This is a genomic window from Marinobacter sp., assembly GCF_965229985.1.
Taxonomy (GTDB): Bacteria; Pseudomonadota; Gammaproteobacteria; order Pseudomonadales; family Oleiphilaceae; genus Marinobacter.
In genome coordinates, this window is sequence record NZ_OZ245935.1 from 307,735 (window position 1) to 323,660 (window position 15,926).

General features: G+C 58.6%; 12 protein-coding genes. 9 read left to right on the plus strand and 3 right to left on the minus strand.

Annotated elements, in window-relative coordinates:
• The first annotated feature begins 153 nt into the window (after positions 1-153).
• The 7 genes from cysP to ACO06L_RS01420 all read left to right on the plus strand — a co-directional run bounded on the left by cysP (position 154) and on the right by ACO06L_RS01420 (position 8,162).
• Positions 154-1,188 (plus strand): thiosulfate ABC transporter substrate-binding protein CysP, encoded by a 1,035-nt coding sequence (gene cysP / locus ACO06L_RS01390; protein ID WP_202346811.1) that lies wholly within the window; start codon positions 154-156, stop codon positions 1,186-1,188.
• 17 nt (positions 1,189-1,205) lie between these two features.
• Positions 1,206-2,078 (plus strand): sulfate/thiosulfate ABC transporter permease CysT, encoded by an 873-nt coding sequence (cysT, locus tag ACO06L_RS01395; protein WP_202346810.1) that lies wholly within the window; start codon positions 1,206-1,208, stop codon positions 2,076-2,078.
• A gap of 3 nt (positions 2,079-2,081) precedes the next feature.
• A complete protein-coding gene (gene cysW / locus ACO06L_RS01400; RefSeq protein WP_053114946.1) occupies positions 2,082-2,912 on the plus strand; it encodes a sulfate ABC transporter permease subunit CysW in 831 nt (276 codons plus the stop codon).
• A gap of 10 nt (positions 2,913-2,922) precedes the next feature.
• Positions 2,923-4,014: a sulfate/molybdate ABC transporter ATP-binding protein gene (locus tag ACO06L_RS01405; RefSeq protein WP_202346809.1), complete on the plus strand. Its 1,092-nt coding sequence runs from the start codon at positions 2,923-2,925 to the stop codon at positions 4,012-4,014.
• 130 nt (positions 4,015-4,144) lie between these two features.
• Complete coding sequence (locus ACO06L_RS01410) at positions 4,145-6,544, plus strand: Lon protease family protein (RefSeq protein ID WP_202346808.1); 2,400 nt, start codon at positions 4,145-4,147, stop codon at positions 6,542-6,544.
• Positions 6,534-7,403, plus strand: a complete 870-nt coding sequence (locus tag ACO06L_RS01415; RefSeq protein ID WP_227715800.1) for a universal stress protein — start codon at positions 6,534-6,536, stop codon at positions 7,401-7,403. Before ACO06L_RS01410 ends, ACO06L_RS01415 begins: the two co-directional genes overlap by 11 nt.
• A 33-nt stretch (positions 7,404-7,436) precedes the next feature.
• The gene (locus ACO06L_RS01420; protein WP_202346807.1) at positions 7,437-8,162 is read left to right on the plus strand and encodes a ZIP family metal transporter; all 726 of its coding nucleotides are present in this window, start codon (positions 7,437-7,439) and stop codon (positions 8,160-8,162) included.
• A gap of 9 nt (positions 8,163-8,171) precedes the next feature.
• Here ACO06L_RS01420 and ftsH read toward each other — a convergent pair whose 3' ends face one another.
• The 3 genes from ftsH to ggt are packed head-to-tail and all read right to left on the minus strand — an operon-like array spanning position 8,172 to position 12,136.
• Complete coding sequence (gene ftsH / locus ACO06L_RS01425; protein ID WP_202346806.1) at positions 8,172-10,085, minus strand: ATP-dependent zinc metalloprotease FtsH; 1,914 nt, start codon at positions 10,083-10,085, stop codon at positions 8,172-8,174.
• Positions 10,082-10,330 carry a thiamine-binding protein gene (locus ACO06L_RS01430; RefSeq protein ID WP_014576785.1) on the minus strand — a complete coding sequence of 83 codons (249 nt, stop codon included), beginning with the start codon at positions 10,328-10,330 and terminating at the stop codon, positions 10,082-10,084. Before ACO06L_RS01430 ends, ftsH begins: the two co-directional genes overlap by 4 nt.
• 42 nt (positions 10,331-10,372) lie before the next feature.
• Positions 10,373-12,136, minus strand: coding sequence for a gamma-glutamyltransferase (ggt, locus tag ACO06L_RS01435; protein WP_202346805.1), 1,764 nt, complete (start codon positions 12,134-12,136; stop codon positions 10,373-10,375).
• Between the two features lie 143 nt (positions 12,137-12,279).
• Between ggt and purU the strand changes: the two genes are divergently transcribed.
• A complete protein-coding gene (purU, locus tag ACO06L_RS01440) occupies positions 12,280-13,134 on the plus strand; it encodes a formyltetrahydrofolate deformylase (protein WP_064230613.1) in 855 nt (284 codons plus the stop codon).
• A 126-nt stretch (positions 13,135-13,260) separates the two neighbouring features.
• Complete coding sequence (gene gyrA / locus ACO06L_RS01445) at positions 13,261-15,891, plus strand: DNA gyrase subunit A (RefSeq protein WP_202346804.1); 2,631 nt, start codon at positions 13,261-13,263, stop codon at positions 15,889-15,891.
• Positions 15,892-15,926 lie beyond the last annotated feature (35 nt).

Consider the following 15,926-nt stretch of genomic DNA (forward strand, 5'->3'; position numbering starts at 1 on the left):
ATATAACTGAAAGTTCCTAAAAAAGTTATAAATCATCTAGCCAGAGCATTGTTGTTCTTAGGCTCCTACCTTATCTTTGCGTTCTAACAAAGCGTCATCTTTATTCTTTTGGCGCATATCAAGATTCCGAGTTAACTGGGAGCTCTGCCTACTATGCCGAATTCGATTTTTTCCGGATCCAAAGCCCGTAAGGGCCTGTGGTTCAGTGCACTGGCGCTGGCGTTCTCGATGGCGGGGCCGGCTTCCGCCCAGGAGCGGGAGATTCTGAACTCCTCCTACGATATTGCCCGCGAGTTGTTCGCGGAATACAACGTTATGTTCCAGGATTACTGGCAAGAGAAGACCGGGGAAACCGTGAACATCCAGCAATCCCACGCCGGCTCCTCGAAGCAGGCACGCGCCATTTTGCAGGGGCTGGGTGCCGATGTGGTGACCTACAATCAGGTGACGGACGTTAATATCCTGGCCGAGCGCGGCAACCTGATTCCCGAGGATTGGGCCTCACGTCTGCCCAACAACAGCTCTCCCTACTATTCCACCATGGCGTTCCTGGTGCGTGACGGTAACCCCAAGAACATCCAGAACTGGGATGATCTGATCCGCGAAGATGTCGAACTGATCATGCCGAACCCGAAAACCTCCGGTAACGGCCGCTACACCTACCTGGCGGCGCTGGGTTTTGCCCAGGACAAGTTCGGTGACGACCAGGAGAAGATTGATGCCTTCCTCAGCGACCTGCTGGGCCAGGTGAAGGTGTTCGACTCCGGCGGCCGTGGTGCCACCACCACGTTTGTGGAGCGCGGCCTGGGTGATGTGCTGCTGACCTTTGAATCCGAAGTGAACAACATTCCGGCGCTGAACCCGGACAAGAACTTCCAGGTTGTGGTTCCGAAAGTGAGCTTCCTGGCCGAGTTCCCGGTGACCTGGATCGACAAGAACATCGAGAAGAAGGGTACCGAGGAGCTGGCTCAGGCGTATTTGAAGCACCTTTACTCTGAAGAAGCCCAGCGCATGCTGGCCGGCTTCAACTACCGGGTGCATAACGAAACCGTGAAAGCGGAAGTGGCTGACAAGTTCCCGGAACTGAAGCTGATGCCGATTCAGGACATCGCCGGCAGCTGGGAAAATGCCATGGAGACCCACTTTGCCAGCGGCGGCAAACTCGACCAGTTGCAGCGTCGCCGCTAAGGATGCGCAACTGATCCATGGCCACCACTGACCTTTCGGAGCGCCCGGCAAAGCGGCTGAGCGCTCCCGCCACCAAACGCGTTTTGCCGGGGTTCGGATTGAGCCTCGGCATTTCGCTTTTCTTTATCAGCCTGGTGCTGCTTCTGCCCATCAGCGGCCTGTTTATCCGTGCCGCCGGCATGGGGTGGGAGCAGTTCTGGTTTGTGATCACCGATCCGCGGGTGGTTGCCTCCTATAAGGTCACCGCTTTGGCTGCCCTGGCGGCTTCCCTGTTCAACTGTGTGTTCGGCCTGCTGATGGCCTGGGTGCTCGTGCGTTATGAGTTCCCGGGCAAACGACTGTTAGATGCGATCATGGATTTGCCGTTTGCTCTGCCGACCGCCGTTGCCGGGATCACGCTGGCGACCCTGTTTGCCGAGAACGGCTGGTATGGGCAGTATCTCGCGGATCTTGGTATTGAAGTGGCATTCACACCGCTGGGTATTGTGGTGGCGATGGCGTTTACCAGTGTGCCGTTTGTGGTGCGCACGGTTCAGCCGGTGCTAGAAGAGATGGCCCCGGAGGACGAAGAGGCGGCCATGAGTCTGGGCGCCTCGGACATGACGGTATTCCGGAAGATTCTGTTTCCCACGCTATGGCCGGCGGTTGTTACCGGCGGTGCGCTCTCGTTTGCACGCAGTTTGGGAGAGTATGGTGCCGTGATCTTTATTGCCGGTAACTCCCCTTATATCAGTGAAGTGATCAGTCTGATGATCTTTGTTCGCCTGGAGGAATACGATTTTCCGGCGGCCAGTGCCATTGCCGCAGTAGTGATGACGGTATCGCTGTTGCTGCTTCTGGCGATCAACGTCTGGCAGGGGCGCTATCTCAAGCGCTTGCACGGAGGTTAGGGTATGGCTGCGCGTAAACATCGCCGCGTTGGCGACAGCCCGTTGGTTCGTCGCACTCTGATCGGAATTGCCGTCGGCCTGACGGTGCTTCTGCTGTTCATGCCCCTGGTGCTGATCTTTGTGCAGGCGTTTGCCGAGGGTTGGGCCGGTTACGTCAGCAATATCCTCAATGAGTACACGCTTCACGCCATCGGTCTGACGCTGGTAGTTGCGCTGCTCACGGTACCGTTAAACATGGTGTTCGGCGTGTTCCTGGCCTGGCTGGTGACCCGTTTCCGATTCCCCGGTCGCAAACTGCTCACCACCCTTATTGATATCCCGTTCGCCGTGTCTCCGGTGGTTGCCGGCCTGCTGTTCCTGCTGCTCTACGGCAGCAATGGCTGGGTGGGCCAGTGGCTCGGCGAGTACGACATTCAACTGATGTTCTCCTGGCCCGGCATCGTGATGGTCACCGTGTTTGTGACTTGTCCGTTCGTGGCCAGAGAACTGATCCCGCTGATGCAGCAACAGGGTCGGGAAGAGGAAGAGGCCGGGGTGGTGCTGGGCGCATCCGGCTGGCAGCTGTTCCGGCGGGTTACCCTGCCGAACATTCGTTGGGCGTTGCTGTACGGCGTGATCCTCACCAATGCCCGGGCAGTGGGGGAGTTTGGTGCGGTATCGGTGGTCTCCGGCAATATCCGTGGCGAAACCAACACTCTGCCGCTGCAGGTGGAGCTGCTTTACCAGGATTACAACACCGTAGGCGCGTTCGCGGCATCCTCACTGTTGGCCGGCATCGCGCTGATCACTCTTGTCGTGAAGGCCATTGTTGAATGGCGTCAGAGTCGTAATTAAGGGTTTCCCCATGAGTATCGAGATACAGGGTATCAACAAGTTTTTCGACAAGTTCCAGGCCCTGCATGACATCAATCTGACCATTCCGGATGGCCAGCTCACGGCGTTGCTGGGCCCTTCCGGTTCGGGCAAGACCACGCTGTTGCGCATTATCGCCGGCCTGGAAACACCTGAACAGGGCAGGATCCGGTTCAGTGGACGGGACGTGACCGACCTGCACGTTCGGGACCGGCGCGTGGGATTTGTATTCCAGCACTATGCGTTGTTCCGCCACATGACGGTGGCCGAGAACGTGGCTTTTGGCCTTAACGTGTTGCCGCGTAAGGAACGCCCGGGTAAGCCTGAGATCCGCAAGCGGGTGAAAGGCCTGCTGGAAATGGTACAGCTGGAACATCTGGCTGACCGTTACCCGGCGCAACTCTCCGGTGGCCAGAAGCAGCGCATTGCTTTGGCCCGGGCCATGGCCATGCGGCCAGAGATTCTTCTGCTGGATGAGCCCTTCGGCGCACTTGATGCCAAGGTGCGAAAAGACCTGCGCCGCTGGCTGCGCAGCCTCCATGACGAGCTGCACTTCACCAGTGTGTTCGTGACCCACGATCAGGAGGAGGCCCTGGAACTGTCGGATCAGGTGGTTGTGATGAGCAATGGCAGGATTGAGCAGGTTGATACGCCCCTGGAGCTCTATGGCCGCCCGGACAGCCGGTTTGTGTTCGAGTTTCTGGGGCAGGTGAATGTGTTATCCGGCAAGATCCGCGATGGTGTCATGAGCCAGGGTGACGCCTGGATTCGCCTGCCCGAAGGCTGCGAAAACGATGACGCGCAGCTCTATCTGCGACCTCACGAGGTGCGCTTGACCCAGTCTGCCAGTGACGAGGCCCATCTGCCTTTCCGGATCGAGGCCATCAACCTGATCGGTGCGGAAGTGCGAATCGAACTCAAACCCGATGGCTGGGAGTGCGAGGAGCTTTGGGAGGTAGGCATCAGCCATACCGAGTTCAACGCCCGCCAGCCCCAACGCGGTGACCGTTGCTTTGCGGTGCCGGATGTCGGGCATCTGTTCTGTGAGCATGCGGTGGAGCCCAAGACTCTCGAGTGGCGCTAGCCTGACGATTGTTGGAGCGGGTCGCCCGCCATCATCTATAGTTTCCTGATGAGGGGGCTTTGCCCCCGGATTACTCGTTCGACGTAATCGGCGTTTTCCACCCTCGGGTGGAAACCATCAGGAGGATGTAATGCCACTACCCGCCCCGTTAGCCGAAAACCAGGTCTACCACCGTTGCCCGGAAGACAAGCTGGATTTCATCACTACCGAAGACCTGCCAGACCTTGAGCGTCCTTATGGTCAGGATAGGGTGTTGAGGGCTCTGGAATTTGGCGCCGGTATTCAGGCAGAGGGTTTCAACCTCTTTGTCCTCGGACCCTCCGGGGCGGGTAAGCACGAACTTGTCGAGCGATTTCTTTCCCTGCACGCCGCCAGGCAACCGGTTCCTCCGGATTGGTGCCATGTCTATAACTTCCAGTTCTCGGACCGACCGAATGCTTTGAAGCTGCCGGCCGGAGAAGGGCGGCAATTCAAGAAAGACATGAACGATCTGGCCGAAGAGCTGCGCACGGCCATTCCAGCGGCGTTTGAGAGCGAGGAATACCAGGCCCGGTTGCAGGAACTGCAGGAAGAAATGGCCAAGCGGCAGCACCAGGGTCTGTTCGAGATCCAGGAAGAGGCCAACCGCAACAACATTGCCATGATCACCACGCCGGCCGGTTTCACCTTCGCCCCCATGCGCAAGGGCGAGGTGATCGACCCCGAGGAATACAAGAACTTTTCTGATGAAGAGAAGCAGCTGGTTGAATCCAAGGTCGAGGAGCTTCAGAAAAAGCTGCAGCAGACCATTCAGCAGATTCCCAGGATGCGGAAAGAAGTGCGGGAACGGGTCCATGCCCTCAATGAAGAGATGGTGCAGCTGACCCTGGGCGGCCCGATCGGTGAATTGCGGGAGAAGTGGTCGCACCTTCCGGATATTGTCGATTACCTGGATGCCGTCCGCGAAGACGTAGTGGAACATGCCGAAGCTTTCCAGGACAGTGATAACGGGCCACCGGTCGGCCTGCTGGCCCGCTACAAGGTCAATTTGCTGGTGGATAATGCCGAGACAGTCGGCGCGCCCGTTATCTACGAGGACTTGCCCAACCACCAGCACCTGGCGGGGCAGATCGAACACCGGGCCCGCCAGGGCAATCTCTATACGGATTTCACCCTGATTCGTGGCGGCTCCATGCATCGGGCCAGTGGCGGGTATCTGATCATTGATGCCCGCCGGGTGCTGACGCAGCCGATGGCGTGGGAAAGCCTGAAGCGGATTCTGTCTTCCGGTGAAATCCGCATAGAGTCCCTGGAGCGGCTCTATGGGTTGGTAAGTACCGTCAGTCTTCAGCCCGAGCCGATTCCGGTGTCAGTCAAAGTGGTTCTGCTCGGGGACCGGATGTTGTATTACCTGCTGTCGCACTACGATCCGGATTTCCTGGACCTGTTCAAGGTGGAGGCGGATTTCGAGGACGATCTGGACCGCAACGACGGCTGTTACGAGCTTTACGCCCGAATGATTGCGACCATGGCCCGAGCTCTGAAAATGCGGCCACTGGAGCGAAGCGCAGTGGCCAGACTGATCGAGCATGCGAGCCGGCTGGCAGCGGACCAGCGCAAACTGACCGCCCACGATCGGGTGCTTCGGGACATTCTGAGTGAGGCAGACCACTGGGCGGGCCAGGCCGGGGCCGATACGGTCGAAGCCAGCCACCTCCAGCAGGCCATTGATGAACGGGAATACCGGGCCAGCCGGGTGCGGGAGCGAAGCCGCGAGCAAATCAGCCGGGGTGTGGTGATGATTGCCACCACCGGCGAGGAAGTGGCTCAGGTGAATGGCCTTTCGGTACTCAGGCTCGGGGCGTCGATGTTTGGCCAGCCTACCCGGATTACCGCCACGGCACGGCCCGGCAAGGGGCAGGTGGTGGATATTGAGCGGGAGGCCAAACTTGGTGGCCCCATTCACAGCAAGGCTGTGATGATTCTTTCACGGTTCCTTGCGAGTCGTTACGCCGGTGATGGCGAACTGTCGCTGTCAGCGAGTCTGGCTTTTGAGCAATCCTATGGTGGTGTTGAGGGTGATTCTGCCTCGGTGGCAGAGACTTGCGTGCTGCTGTCAGCCATTTCCCGTGTACCACTGAAGCAGTCCTTCGCCGTAACGGGGTCCATGAACCAGCATGGTGAAGTTCAGGCAGTGGGGGGCGTGAATGAGAAGATCGAGGGCTTTTTCGACGTCTGCAAGGAAGCTGGTGACATTAGCGGGCAGGGCGTTCTGTTGCCCGCAAGTAACGTTGAGCACCTCATGCTGAGAGCCGATGTGAGGCAGGCGATCGCTGAAGACCGGTTCCGGATTTATCCGATTTCAAGCATCAATGAGGCGATTGAACTGTTAACCGGTCTTGAGGCCGGAGAACCGGACAGTAATGGCGAGTTCCCTGAGAACAGCTTCAATCGCCGTGTTGCCGAGCGCCTCGAGAAGTTCGCGGAGGCCAGCAAGAAAAGGGACGAGAACGGAGAAACGAACAGCAGCGGAGGCAAGGATGGTGACTGATACGCCGACAGCCCGGGCTGATCCAGGCACCTCAAATGGTCGTGTACTGGTGCTTCTGGACGGTTCCAGAATGAGTTACGCCGCCTTGCGGGCTGCGGCTGAGATTGCGGCGTCCACCGGTGCCGACGTTCTGGGCGTGTTTGTTGAGGAACTGAACCAGCTGCGAAGTGCCGGCTATGGTTTTGCCCGCGAGGTGGGTGCGTCATCTGGCGTCAGCCGCCATTTTGATCCTGCCGGCGTTGAACAGCGAATGCAGAGACTGGCGGACCAGGCTCGCCGTGCCCTTGCCGGCGCTGTAGCGCCCCATGGCGGCAGGCATTCACTGAGCATTGCCCGGGGTCATGTGATCGATGAAGTGCTGGCTCTGGCGGGGCCCGGGGATCTTCTGGTGCTTGGTCGCGTCGGTTGGTCCTCTGCGCCGGGCGCACGGTTGGGCTCCACGGCAAAAGGTCTTGTTCACCGTTCACCGGGCAGGGTGTTGCTCTGGTGCGAAAAACGCTCTCTGCCTCAGGGTAGGGTTGTGGTCTTTCTGAATGATCACGTGGACGCCAACAGCCGCGCTATACAGGCAGCCGCTGAGGTGAGCCGTCGCTCTCATCGACCCGTGACGTTTTTGGTGGGAGCGGATTCAAGTGTCCTGTCCAAAGACCTTAAAGGCGTCGCCAGGGACCTCGGTGTTCAGGAATCGGAGCTTCGTGTAAGGTCTTTGCCGTCAACGGATCCGGTTACGGTGGCCGGCATTTTGCGCCAGGAAAGGGCGGTCCAGTTGGTGCTAAGCCGTGATTGTAACCTGCTTCAGGAGCCTAACGCAGAGAGGTTGCTGGTGGCCCTGAATCTTCCGGTTACGGTCACGCCTTAAATTCTCCTGTCTGTTTCATAGGTCTGTTATCCGATGTTAATGGACGTTCTCTACATTGTTGGCCTGACCGTTCTTGCCGGTGCCTGCATTCCACTGGGCGGTCTGCTCGCCAGCTTCGAGCACATCCGTCCAAACTGGCTGGAGCAGGAGGTCCGTCATTTTCTGATCGCGCTGGGCGGCGGCATACTGCTGGGTGCGGTTTCAGTGGTTCTGATCCCCGAAGGACAATCCAGCATGGGGGATTCTCTATGGGCCATTCCCGCCATCATTGCCGGTGGGCTGCTTTTCTTTGGGGTAGAGCGGATTCTTGGCCTGAAGCGGCGCGAGTCTCCGCAACTGATGGGCGTGATGCTCGACTTTATTCCGGAGGCAACGGCTTTGGGCGGCCTTGCTGTCGTGAGCCCGGAAACGGCAGTGTTGATGGCTGTCCTGATTGCCATGCAGAATCTGCCTGAGGGGTTCAATGCCTATCGGGAGTTGGTTAGTCTGCCGGGTTATACCTCCACGAAAACCCTGTTGTTTATGACCGGCCTTGTGATGACGGGGCCGCTGGCGGGTTTGCTTGGCTATTTTTTCCTGTCGGAACGCCCGGTGGTATTGGGCGCGATCATGCTGATTGCTTCGGGCGGTATTCTCTACCTGATCTTTCAGGATATCGCCCCGCAATCCAGGCTTGAGCGCCACTGGGGGCCGCCGCTGGGTGCGGTTGTGGGGTTCTGCCTCGCGCTATTCAGTCATGATCTGGTGGGTCAGGTCTGATCCATCAGATCAGGCAATTTTTCGGGCGTCTTCCTTGCGCAGGATTTCCTCGACATCTTCGGCAGACAGGGTCTCGTGCTTCAATACGGCTTTGGCCAATGCTTCCAGCTGGTTGCGGTGTTCGGTCAGGAAGTCCAGGGTCGCTTTCTCCAGAGCCAGCAGTTGGGACTGGATTTCCCCGTCGATCATCTCGGCCATCTTCTCGCTGAACTCCCTCGGCATGCCCATCTCCCGGCCAAGGAAAACATGCTCTTCGCCGATGTTCAGGCCCAGGGGACCGATTTTTTCACTCATACCCCACTGGCCGATCATCTTGCGAATCAGCGCAGTAGCTTCCTTGAGATCGTTCTGGGCGCCGGTGCTGACTTCTCCGTAGATCAGTTTTTCCGAGCAGCGACCGCCAAGCATCACCTTGATGCGATCCTTGAGGTAGCTCTCGGTGTAGGTGTAGTGATCTTCCCTGGGCGTCTGTTCCGTCACCCCCATGGCCATGCCGTGGGGGATGATGGTCAACTTGGTAAGGGGATCCGCGTTCGGCATGTAGTAGGCCATGATGGCGTGACCACACTCGTGGTAGGCAACGGCCTCACGCTCCTGCGGGTTCAGCTTGGTGTCGCGCTCTTCACCGAGAATAATTCTGTCCCGGGCCAGATCAAAGCAATGGGCATTTACCTCATGCAGGCTTTCACGGGCTGCGGTGAGCGCCGCTTCATTTACGAGGTTCTTGAGATCCGCCCCGGAAAAGCCGATGGTGCGTGCGGCAAGTTGATCCAGGTCGACATCATTCGCCAGGGGGACCTTTCGCACGTGAACGGCCAGGATCGCCGCGCGGGCCTCCTTGTGGGGGCGGTCGAGGGTGATCTTGCGGTCAAAACGGCCCGGGCGGAGCAGGGCGCTGTCCAGTACGTCCGGCCGGTTGGTGGCAGCCAGTACCAGGACATTCTCGTGGGCCTCGAAACCGTCCATTTCCGTGAGAATCTGATTCAGGGTCTGTTCCCGCTCATCGTGGCCGCCACCCAGGCCCGCGCCCCGTGAACGGCCAATGGCGTCCAGTTCGTCGATGAAAATCAGCGCCGGCGCGTCTTTACGGGCTTCCTTGAACATGTCCCGAACCCGCGCGGCGCCAACACCCACGAACATCTCGATGAATTCCGAGGCGCTGATGCTGTAGAAGGGCACCTCCGCTTCGCCGGCGATGGCCCGGGCCAGCAGTGTCTTGCCTGTGCCCGGCGGGCCGACCAGGAGCACGCCCTTGGGCATGACGGCACCCAGGGCCCGATATTTTTCGGGAGATTTCAGGAAATCGATGATCTCGGCAATTTCCCGCTTGGCGGATTCAATGCCGGCTACGTCATCCAGGGTGGCGGTTGAGGTTTCCTTGCGGGCCCGTCTTGCCTTGGAACGGCTGAAATCAAACGGCCCACCTCCCTGGGTCATCCGCTTCTGCGCGGCGCCCCAGAACCAGAACATCAGCGCCAGCAGCAGGATCCAGGGCAGGAAGCCGCGGATCATCTCCTGCCACCAGGGTAAGCCGGAGGGGGTGGCACGGATGGTGACTTCGTGCTCTTCCAGCAGGTTAAGCAGGGAAGGGTCTTCCATGGGCGGGCGGATGGTCTGGAATCCCGGGGTGCTTGTCCGTGCGGGGCTGTCGGAGCTGAAATCGGCTGCGCCGCTGTCGGTAAACAGGCCGGTGATGGCTTCTTCTTTCAAAGTGACTTCCGCCACCTGATCGTTCACCACAGCGGTTTTGAATTCCGAGTAGGCCAGGTCCTGAAGCCGGGGCTGTCCGCCGTCCTGAAGCCAGAGCACCACAAGAAAGATAGCGGCACTGAGCCACAGGAACGCGAACTGGTTCGGGATTGCCGGCTGCTGGTTCTGGTCCGGCTTCTGTTGTTGGTTCTCTGGCCCGCTCGGTGCTGTCATTTCGGTCTCCGGTCGCCCTCCATGATCTTCGCCACGAAGACGGATTTTCCGTAGGTCTCGAACGACCATTTCATGGTATCCGAGAGCACGCCCATAACCTCATCATAGTCGCCAAAAATTTCGGTGCTCATTCGCCCCGGGTAGACTTCCAGCCCGGTTTGTTCCAGGCGTGCGATAAGGTCTTTTATCGGCTGTTTATATTCCTCTTTCAGGGGATAACAGCTCAGTTGAACAGAAAGATACATAATGCCTCCGATCGGGTCAGTGACCCTGGTCAATTGCCAATATTAATAGCCCATGGCCGAGGAGGTACTTCTCCTTGGGTCTGCGCCACCGTGCCGGATTCCTTGATCATCAATCAGGATACTCTGGATGGCGCCCATGGCAGATCCGCCGACCACCTTGTGCCCCCGCTCTTCCAGTAGTCGGATGGTGTCGGGGCTGATGCCTTGCTCGATCCGGATTTCATCCGGCAGCCACTGGTGGTGCATACGAGGTGCGCTCACGGCGGTCTGTATGTTCATTCCATGATCAATCACATTGAGGATCACCTGCAAGGTGGTGGTTATAATCCTCGAGCCACCCGGGCTGCCGGTTACCAGAACATTCTTGCCGTCCTTTTTCACGATCGTGGGCGACATGGAGCTCAACATGCGCTTACCTGGCTCAACCTTGTTGGCTTCGCCGCCGATCAGGCCGTAGGCGTTCGGCACGCCCGGCTTGGCGCTGAAATCGTCCATTTCGTTGTTCAGCAGGAAGCCCGCGCCTTTTACCGTAATGCCGGATCCGTAACTGAAATTGATGGTGTAGGTGTTGGACACCGCGTTGCCCCATTTGTCCACCACGGAAAAATGGGTAGTCTCCGGGCTTTCCCAGGCTGCCGGCTGGCCCGGATTGATCTCGCTGGCCGGCCGCGCCCTTTCGGGGTCAATGCCTTTGCGCAGTTCTTCTGCGTAACCTTTGCTGGTGAGCCCCGCCAACGGTACATCTACATAATCGGTGTCGCCCAGGTATTTCGAGCGATCGGCGTAGGCCAGTTTCATGGCTTCCGCCATATGATGGATGGCATCAGCGGAGTTGTGGCCGAATTCGGCCATGGGGAAGCCTTCCAGGATATTCAGGATCTGGACGATGTGTGTGCCCCCGGAAGAGGGTGGTGACATGGAGAAAATATCGTACCCGCGATAGTTGCCATGAACCGGAGTTCGAACCACCGGGGAATAATCTTTCAGGTCCTGCAAGGTGATCAGGCCATCGTGCCGATCCATCTCACTGGCGATCAGTTCGGCCGTTTCACCCTCGTAAAAGCCCTTTACGCCGTCATCGGAAACGCGCTGGAGCGTCGCGGCCAGTTCAGGCTGGCGAAAGCGTTCACCGGGCTGCCAGGCACTGCCATCTTCCTTGTAAAAGGTTTCACGGGTGGCGGGCCAGCGCTCAAGCCTGTCCCGGGCCTGTTCCAGCCCCTCGGTAAAGCGCTGGGGTACGATGAAGCCATCCCTCGCAAGTTTGATGGCCGGCGCCAGCGCCTGTTTCAGGGTAATGGTGCCGTGTCGCTCCAGCGCCAGTGCCAGGCCAGCGACGGTCCCGGGTACGCCAGCGGCCAGGTGGGTAAAGCGGCTGCGGTTTTGAACCACGTTTCCGGATTCGTTCTGGAACATGGTTTCAGTCGCGGCAGCGGGCGCTTTCTCCCGGTAATCGATGGCTTCCGGGTCTGAGCCGTCGCCTTTGGAAATCAGCATGAAGCCGCCGCCGCCAATGTTGCCGGAGCGTGGCTGAGTAACCGCCAGGGCAAAACCCGCCGTGACCGCCGCATCTATGGCATTGCCGCCGTTCTTCAGTACCTCGAGGGCAACCTCGGTGGCCAGTGTGTGGCTGGTGGCAACCATGCCCTGGGTCGCAGTAACCGGGTGAAATCGCTCTCCCTCAAGGATGGCTTGCCCGAAAGCCGGGCCTGCGGCCATCAAAAAGGCCAGGGCCGCGACAATCGAAAGGCGGCCTGAGCGCCCCCTGGCGAGGTTTTTGGTTGTATGTTGGTAGAGGCCTCTGTCCATATCTCCATTCCTCGTTTCTGGCGTTCAGATAGGCTATGATAGCCGGTCATTTTCATAGGTGCGTACCGTTAACCTGCCGTTAATGCCGGTGGTGATTCCCCGACGCACCTGCTTTCCCGGATTTCAGTTAAGGAAAGGCTTTCATGGAGCATACCTATCGTCTTGTGATTTCCTGCCCCGACCGGGTGGGAATTGTCGCCAAGGTGAGTAATTTTCTATCCACGTACAATGGCTGGATTACCGAGGCAAGTCACCACTCGGATACTCACACCGGCTGGTTTTTCATGCGGCACGAGATCAAGGCTACCTCGATTCCGTTCGGCCTGGACCAGTTCCGCGCCGCGTTCGAGCCGATTGCCCGCGAATTCAATATGAACTGGCACATTGCCGATTCGGCCCAGCCCAAGAAAGTCATACTGATGTGCAGCAAGGAATCCCACTGCGTTGCAGACCTTCTGTACCGCTGGCACAGCAACGAGATCAATGCCGAGATTGTAGCGGTCATCTCCAACCACGACGATCTGCGCCGGATGGTGGAATGGCACGAGATTCCCTACCACCATGTGCCGGTCAGCAAGGAAAACAAGGCGGAAGCCTTTGCCCATATCGATGAGCTCTTCCAGAAGTACGAAGCCGATGTGGTGGTGCTGGCCCGTTATATGCAGATCCTGCCGGGCGAGCTTTGCCAGAAATACTCGGGCAAGGTCATCAACATCCATCACAGCTTCCTGCCGTCTTTCGCAGGTGCACGCCCCTATCACCAGGCCTACAGCCGGGGTGTCAAGCTGATTGGTGCCACCTGCCACTATGTGACCCAGGACCTCGACGAGGGCCCGATCATCGAGCAGGACGTTATCCGGATCACCCACAGCGATTCCATCGAGGATATGGTTCGCCTGGGTAAGGATGTGGAGAAGAACGTGCTGGCCCGGGGCCTGCGTTCCCACATCGAAGACCGGGTGATTACCTACGAAAACAAGACAGTGGTGTTTGATTAAGGCTGCCTCACAGTTGCCCCGGAGAGGGTGCGACTGTGGTAGACTTGGCGGCTTGTTGAAGAATAACTATGGGGCCCGGAAACGGCTCCGATACGACTTCCAGATAACGCAAAGGAACCTTTCTCGATGGGTGAATTAGCCAAAGAGATCCTGCCGGTCAATATTGAAGACGAGTTAAAACAGTCCTACCTCGATTACGCCATGAGCGTGATCGTCGGGCGGGCGCTTCCGGATGTGAGGGACGGCCTCAAGCCGGTTCACCGTCGCGTTCTGTTCGCCATGTCCGAACTGAACAACGACTGGAACAAGGCCTACAAGAAGTCCGCCCGTGTGGTGGGTGATGTCATTGGTAAATACCACCCCCACGGTGACTCTGCGGTATACGACACCATCGTACGTATGGCCCAGCCGTTCTCCCTGCGGTATCCGCTGGTCGACGGCCAGGGTAACTTTGGTTCCATCGACGGTGATAACGCGGCAGCCATGCGTTACACCGAGATCCGCATGGAGAAGATCGCCCACTCCCTGCTGGCGGACCTGGACAAGGAAACGGTCGATTTCGTCGATAACTACGACGGCACCGAGCGGATTCCCGAGGTGCTGCCCACCCGGGTGCCCAACCTGCTGGTGAACGGTTCCTCCGGGATTGCCGTGGGTATGGCTACCAACATTCCGCCCCACAACCTGACGGAAGTCGTAAGCGGCTGCCTGGCGCTGATTGATAATCCGGATCTGACCATCGATGAGCTGATGGAATTCATTCCGGGCCCGGATTTCCCGACCGAGGGCATCATCAACGGCCGTGCCGGCATCGTCGAGGCCTACCGTACCGGCCGTGGTCGTATCTATATTCGTGCCCGCCACGAGATCGAGCACGACAACAAGACCAATCGCGATGCCATCATCATCACCGAGCTGCCGTATCAGCTGAACAAGGCCCGCCTGATCGAAAAGATCGCCGAGCTGGTGAAAGAGAAGCGTCTTGAGGGTATCTCCGAGCTGCGGGACGAATCCAACAAGGAAGGTATTCGGGTGGTGATTGAGCTGCGTCGGGGTGAAAACCCGGACGTTGTGATCAACAACCTGTTTGCCCAGACCCAGCTGGAAACCGTATTCGGCATCAACATGGTCGGCCTGATCAACGGTGAGCCGAAAACCCTGAATCTGAAGCAGCTGCTGGATGCGTTTGTTCGTCACCGTCGTGAAGTGGTGACCCGCCGTACCATCTACGAACTACGCAAGGCCCGTGAACGTGGCCATATTCTGGAAGGTCTGACCGTTGCCCTGGCCAACATCGACGAGATTATCGAGCTGATCAAGGCCTCGCCGTCTGCCGCCGAAGCCAAGGAAAAGCTGATTGCCAGGGGCTGGTCCCCGGGCGATGTCATGGCCATGCTGGAGCGTGCTGGCGAAGACGCTTGTCGCCCAGATGATCTGCCGGAAATCTACGGTCTGCGTGAGGGGCTGTATCATCTGTCGCCGGAGCAGGCCCAGGCGATCCTGGATCTGCGACTGCACCGCCTGACCGGCCTGGAAACCGAGAAGCTCCAGAACGAGTACAAGGAGATTCTCGAAAAAATTGCCGATCTGCTGGATATCCTGGGCGACCCCGAGCGGTTGCTTCAGGTAATTCGGGAAGAGCTGGAAGCTATCGTTAGCGAATTCGGCGACGAGCGTCGTACCGAGATCACCAGCTCCCGTCGCGACCTGACCATCGCAGACCTGATTGATGAAGAAGACCTGGTGGTGACAATCTCCCACAGTGGTTACGCCAAGACACAGGCAGTGGAAGACTACCAGGCCCAGCGCCGGGGCGGTCGCGGCAAGGCGGCAACTTCCATGAAGGATGAAGACTTCGTTGAGAAGCTGCTGGTTGCCAACTCCCACGACACCATTCTGTGCTTCTCCAACCGTGGCAAGGTCTACTGGCTGCGGGTATTCGAGATTCCGCGTGCGAGCCGGGCGTCCCGCGGGCGGCCCATGGTGAATATCCTGCCGCTGGATGAGGGAGAGCGTATTACGACCTTCCTGCCGGTTCGTGATTATCCGGAAGACCAGTTTGTGCTGATGGCTACGTCCGCAGGCGTGGTCAAGAAAACGCCGTTGCCGAACTTCTCGCGTCCGCGCAGCAGCGGCCTGATCGCCCTGTCTCTGGACGAAGGCGATACCCTGATCGGTGCGGCCATTACCAAGGGCGATGCCGAGGTCATGCTGTTCTCGACCGCTGGCAAGGCCGTGCGTTTCAACGAAGAAGCCGTTCGTCCGATGAGCCGGACAGCCCGTGGTGTTCGCGGTATCAAGATGCCGGAAGGTCACCATGTGGTGTCGCTGATCATCCCGCAGGAAGGCGGGGTTATCCTGACGGCCTCCGAAAATGGCTACGGCAAGCGGACCGCTATCGACGAGTTCCCGACCTACAGCCGGGGTAGCCAGGGCGTTATCGCCATGCAGTGCTCCGAACGCAACGGTAACCTGGTTACAGCCCTGCAGTTGTTCGAAGGCGATGAAATGATGCTGATCTCTGACAAGGGCACGCTGGTGCGTACTCGGACAGACGAAGTGTCCGTTCTGAGCCGGAACACCCAGGGTGTGCGCCTGATCAAGCTGAGTCAGGAAGACGAGCGGCTGGTAGGCGTTGAGCGGATCGCGGAAACCGACGACGAAGAGCTCGACAGCGAAGGCAACCCGATTGTTGCCGCCGAGAGCCCGGAAGAAGGCCAAGAAGGCCAAGAAGGCGAGAGTGCCGGCGACGAATAAGCCGGCACTTGCCACAGACAGATTCAGCAAGACGT

Excerpts from the sequence above, each read along its gene's own strand:
- ftsH (WP_202346806.1), bottom strand. The coding sequence starts at position 10,085 with ATGACAGCACCGAGCGGGCCAGAGAACCAACAACAGAAGCCGGACCAG.
- cysW (WP_053114946.1), top strand. The coding sequence starts at position 2,082 with ATGGCTGCGCGTAAACATCGCCGCGTTGGCGACAGCCCGTTGGTTCGT.
- ACO06L_RS01405 (WP_202346809.1), top strand. The coding sequence starts at position 2,923 with ATGAGTATCGAGATACAGGGTATCAACAAGTTTTTCGACAAGTTCCAG.
- cysP (WP_202346811.1), top strand. The coding sequence starts at position 154 with ATGCCGAATTCGATTTTTTCCGGATCCAAAGCCCGTAAGGGCCTGTGG.
- ACO06L_RS01430 (WP_014576785.1), bottom strand. The coding sequence starts at position 10,330 with ATGTATCTTTCTGTTCAACTGAGCTGTTATCCCCTGAAAGAGGAATAT.
- gyrA (WP_202346804.1), top strand. The coding sequence starts at position 13,261 with ATGGGTGAATTAGCCAAAGAGATCCTGCCGGTCAATATTGAAGACGAG.
- purU (WP_064230613.1), top strand. The coding sequence starts at position 12,280 with ATGGAGCATACCTATCGTCTTGTGATTTCCTGCCCCGACCGGGTGGGA.
- ACO06L_RS01415 (WP_227715800.1), top strand. The coding sequence starts at position 6,534 with ATGGTGACTGATACGCCGACAGCCCGGGCTGATCCAGGCACCTCAAAT.
- ACO06L_RS01410 (WP_202346808.1), top strand. The coding sequence starts at position 4,145 with ATGCCACTACCCGCCCCGTTAGCCGAAAACCAGGTCTACCACCGTTGC.
- ggt (WP_202346805.1), bottom strand. The coding sequence starts at position 12,136 with ATGGACAGAGGCCTCTACCAACATACAACCAAAAACCTCGCCAGGGGG.
- ACO06L_RS01420 (WP_202346807.1), top strand. The coding sequence starts at position 7,437 with ATGTTAATGGACGTTCTCTACATTGTTGGCCTGACCGTTCTTGCCGGT.
- cysT (WP_202346810.1), top strand. The coding sequence starts at position 1,206 with ATGGCCACCACTGACCTTTCGGAGCGCCCGGCAAAGCGGCTGAGCGCT.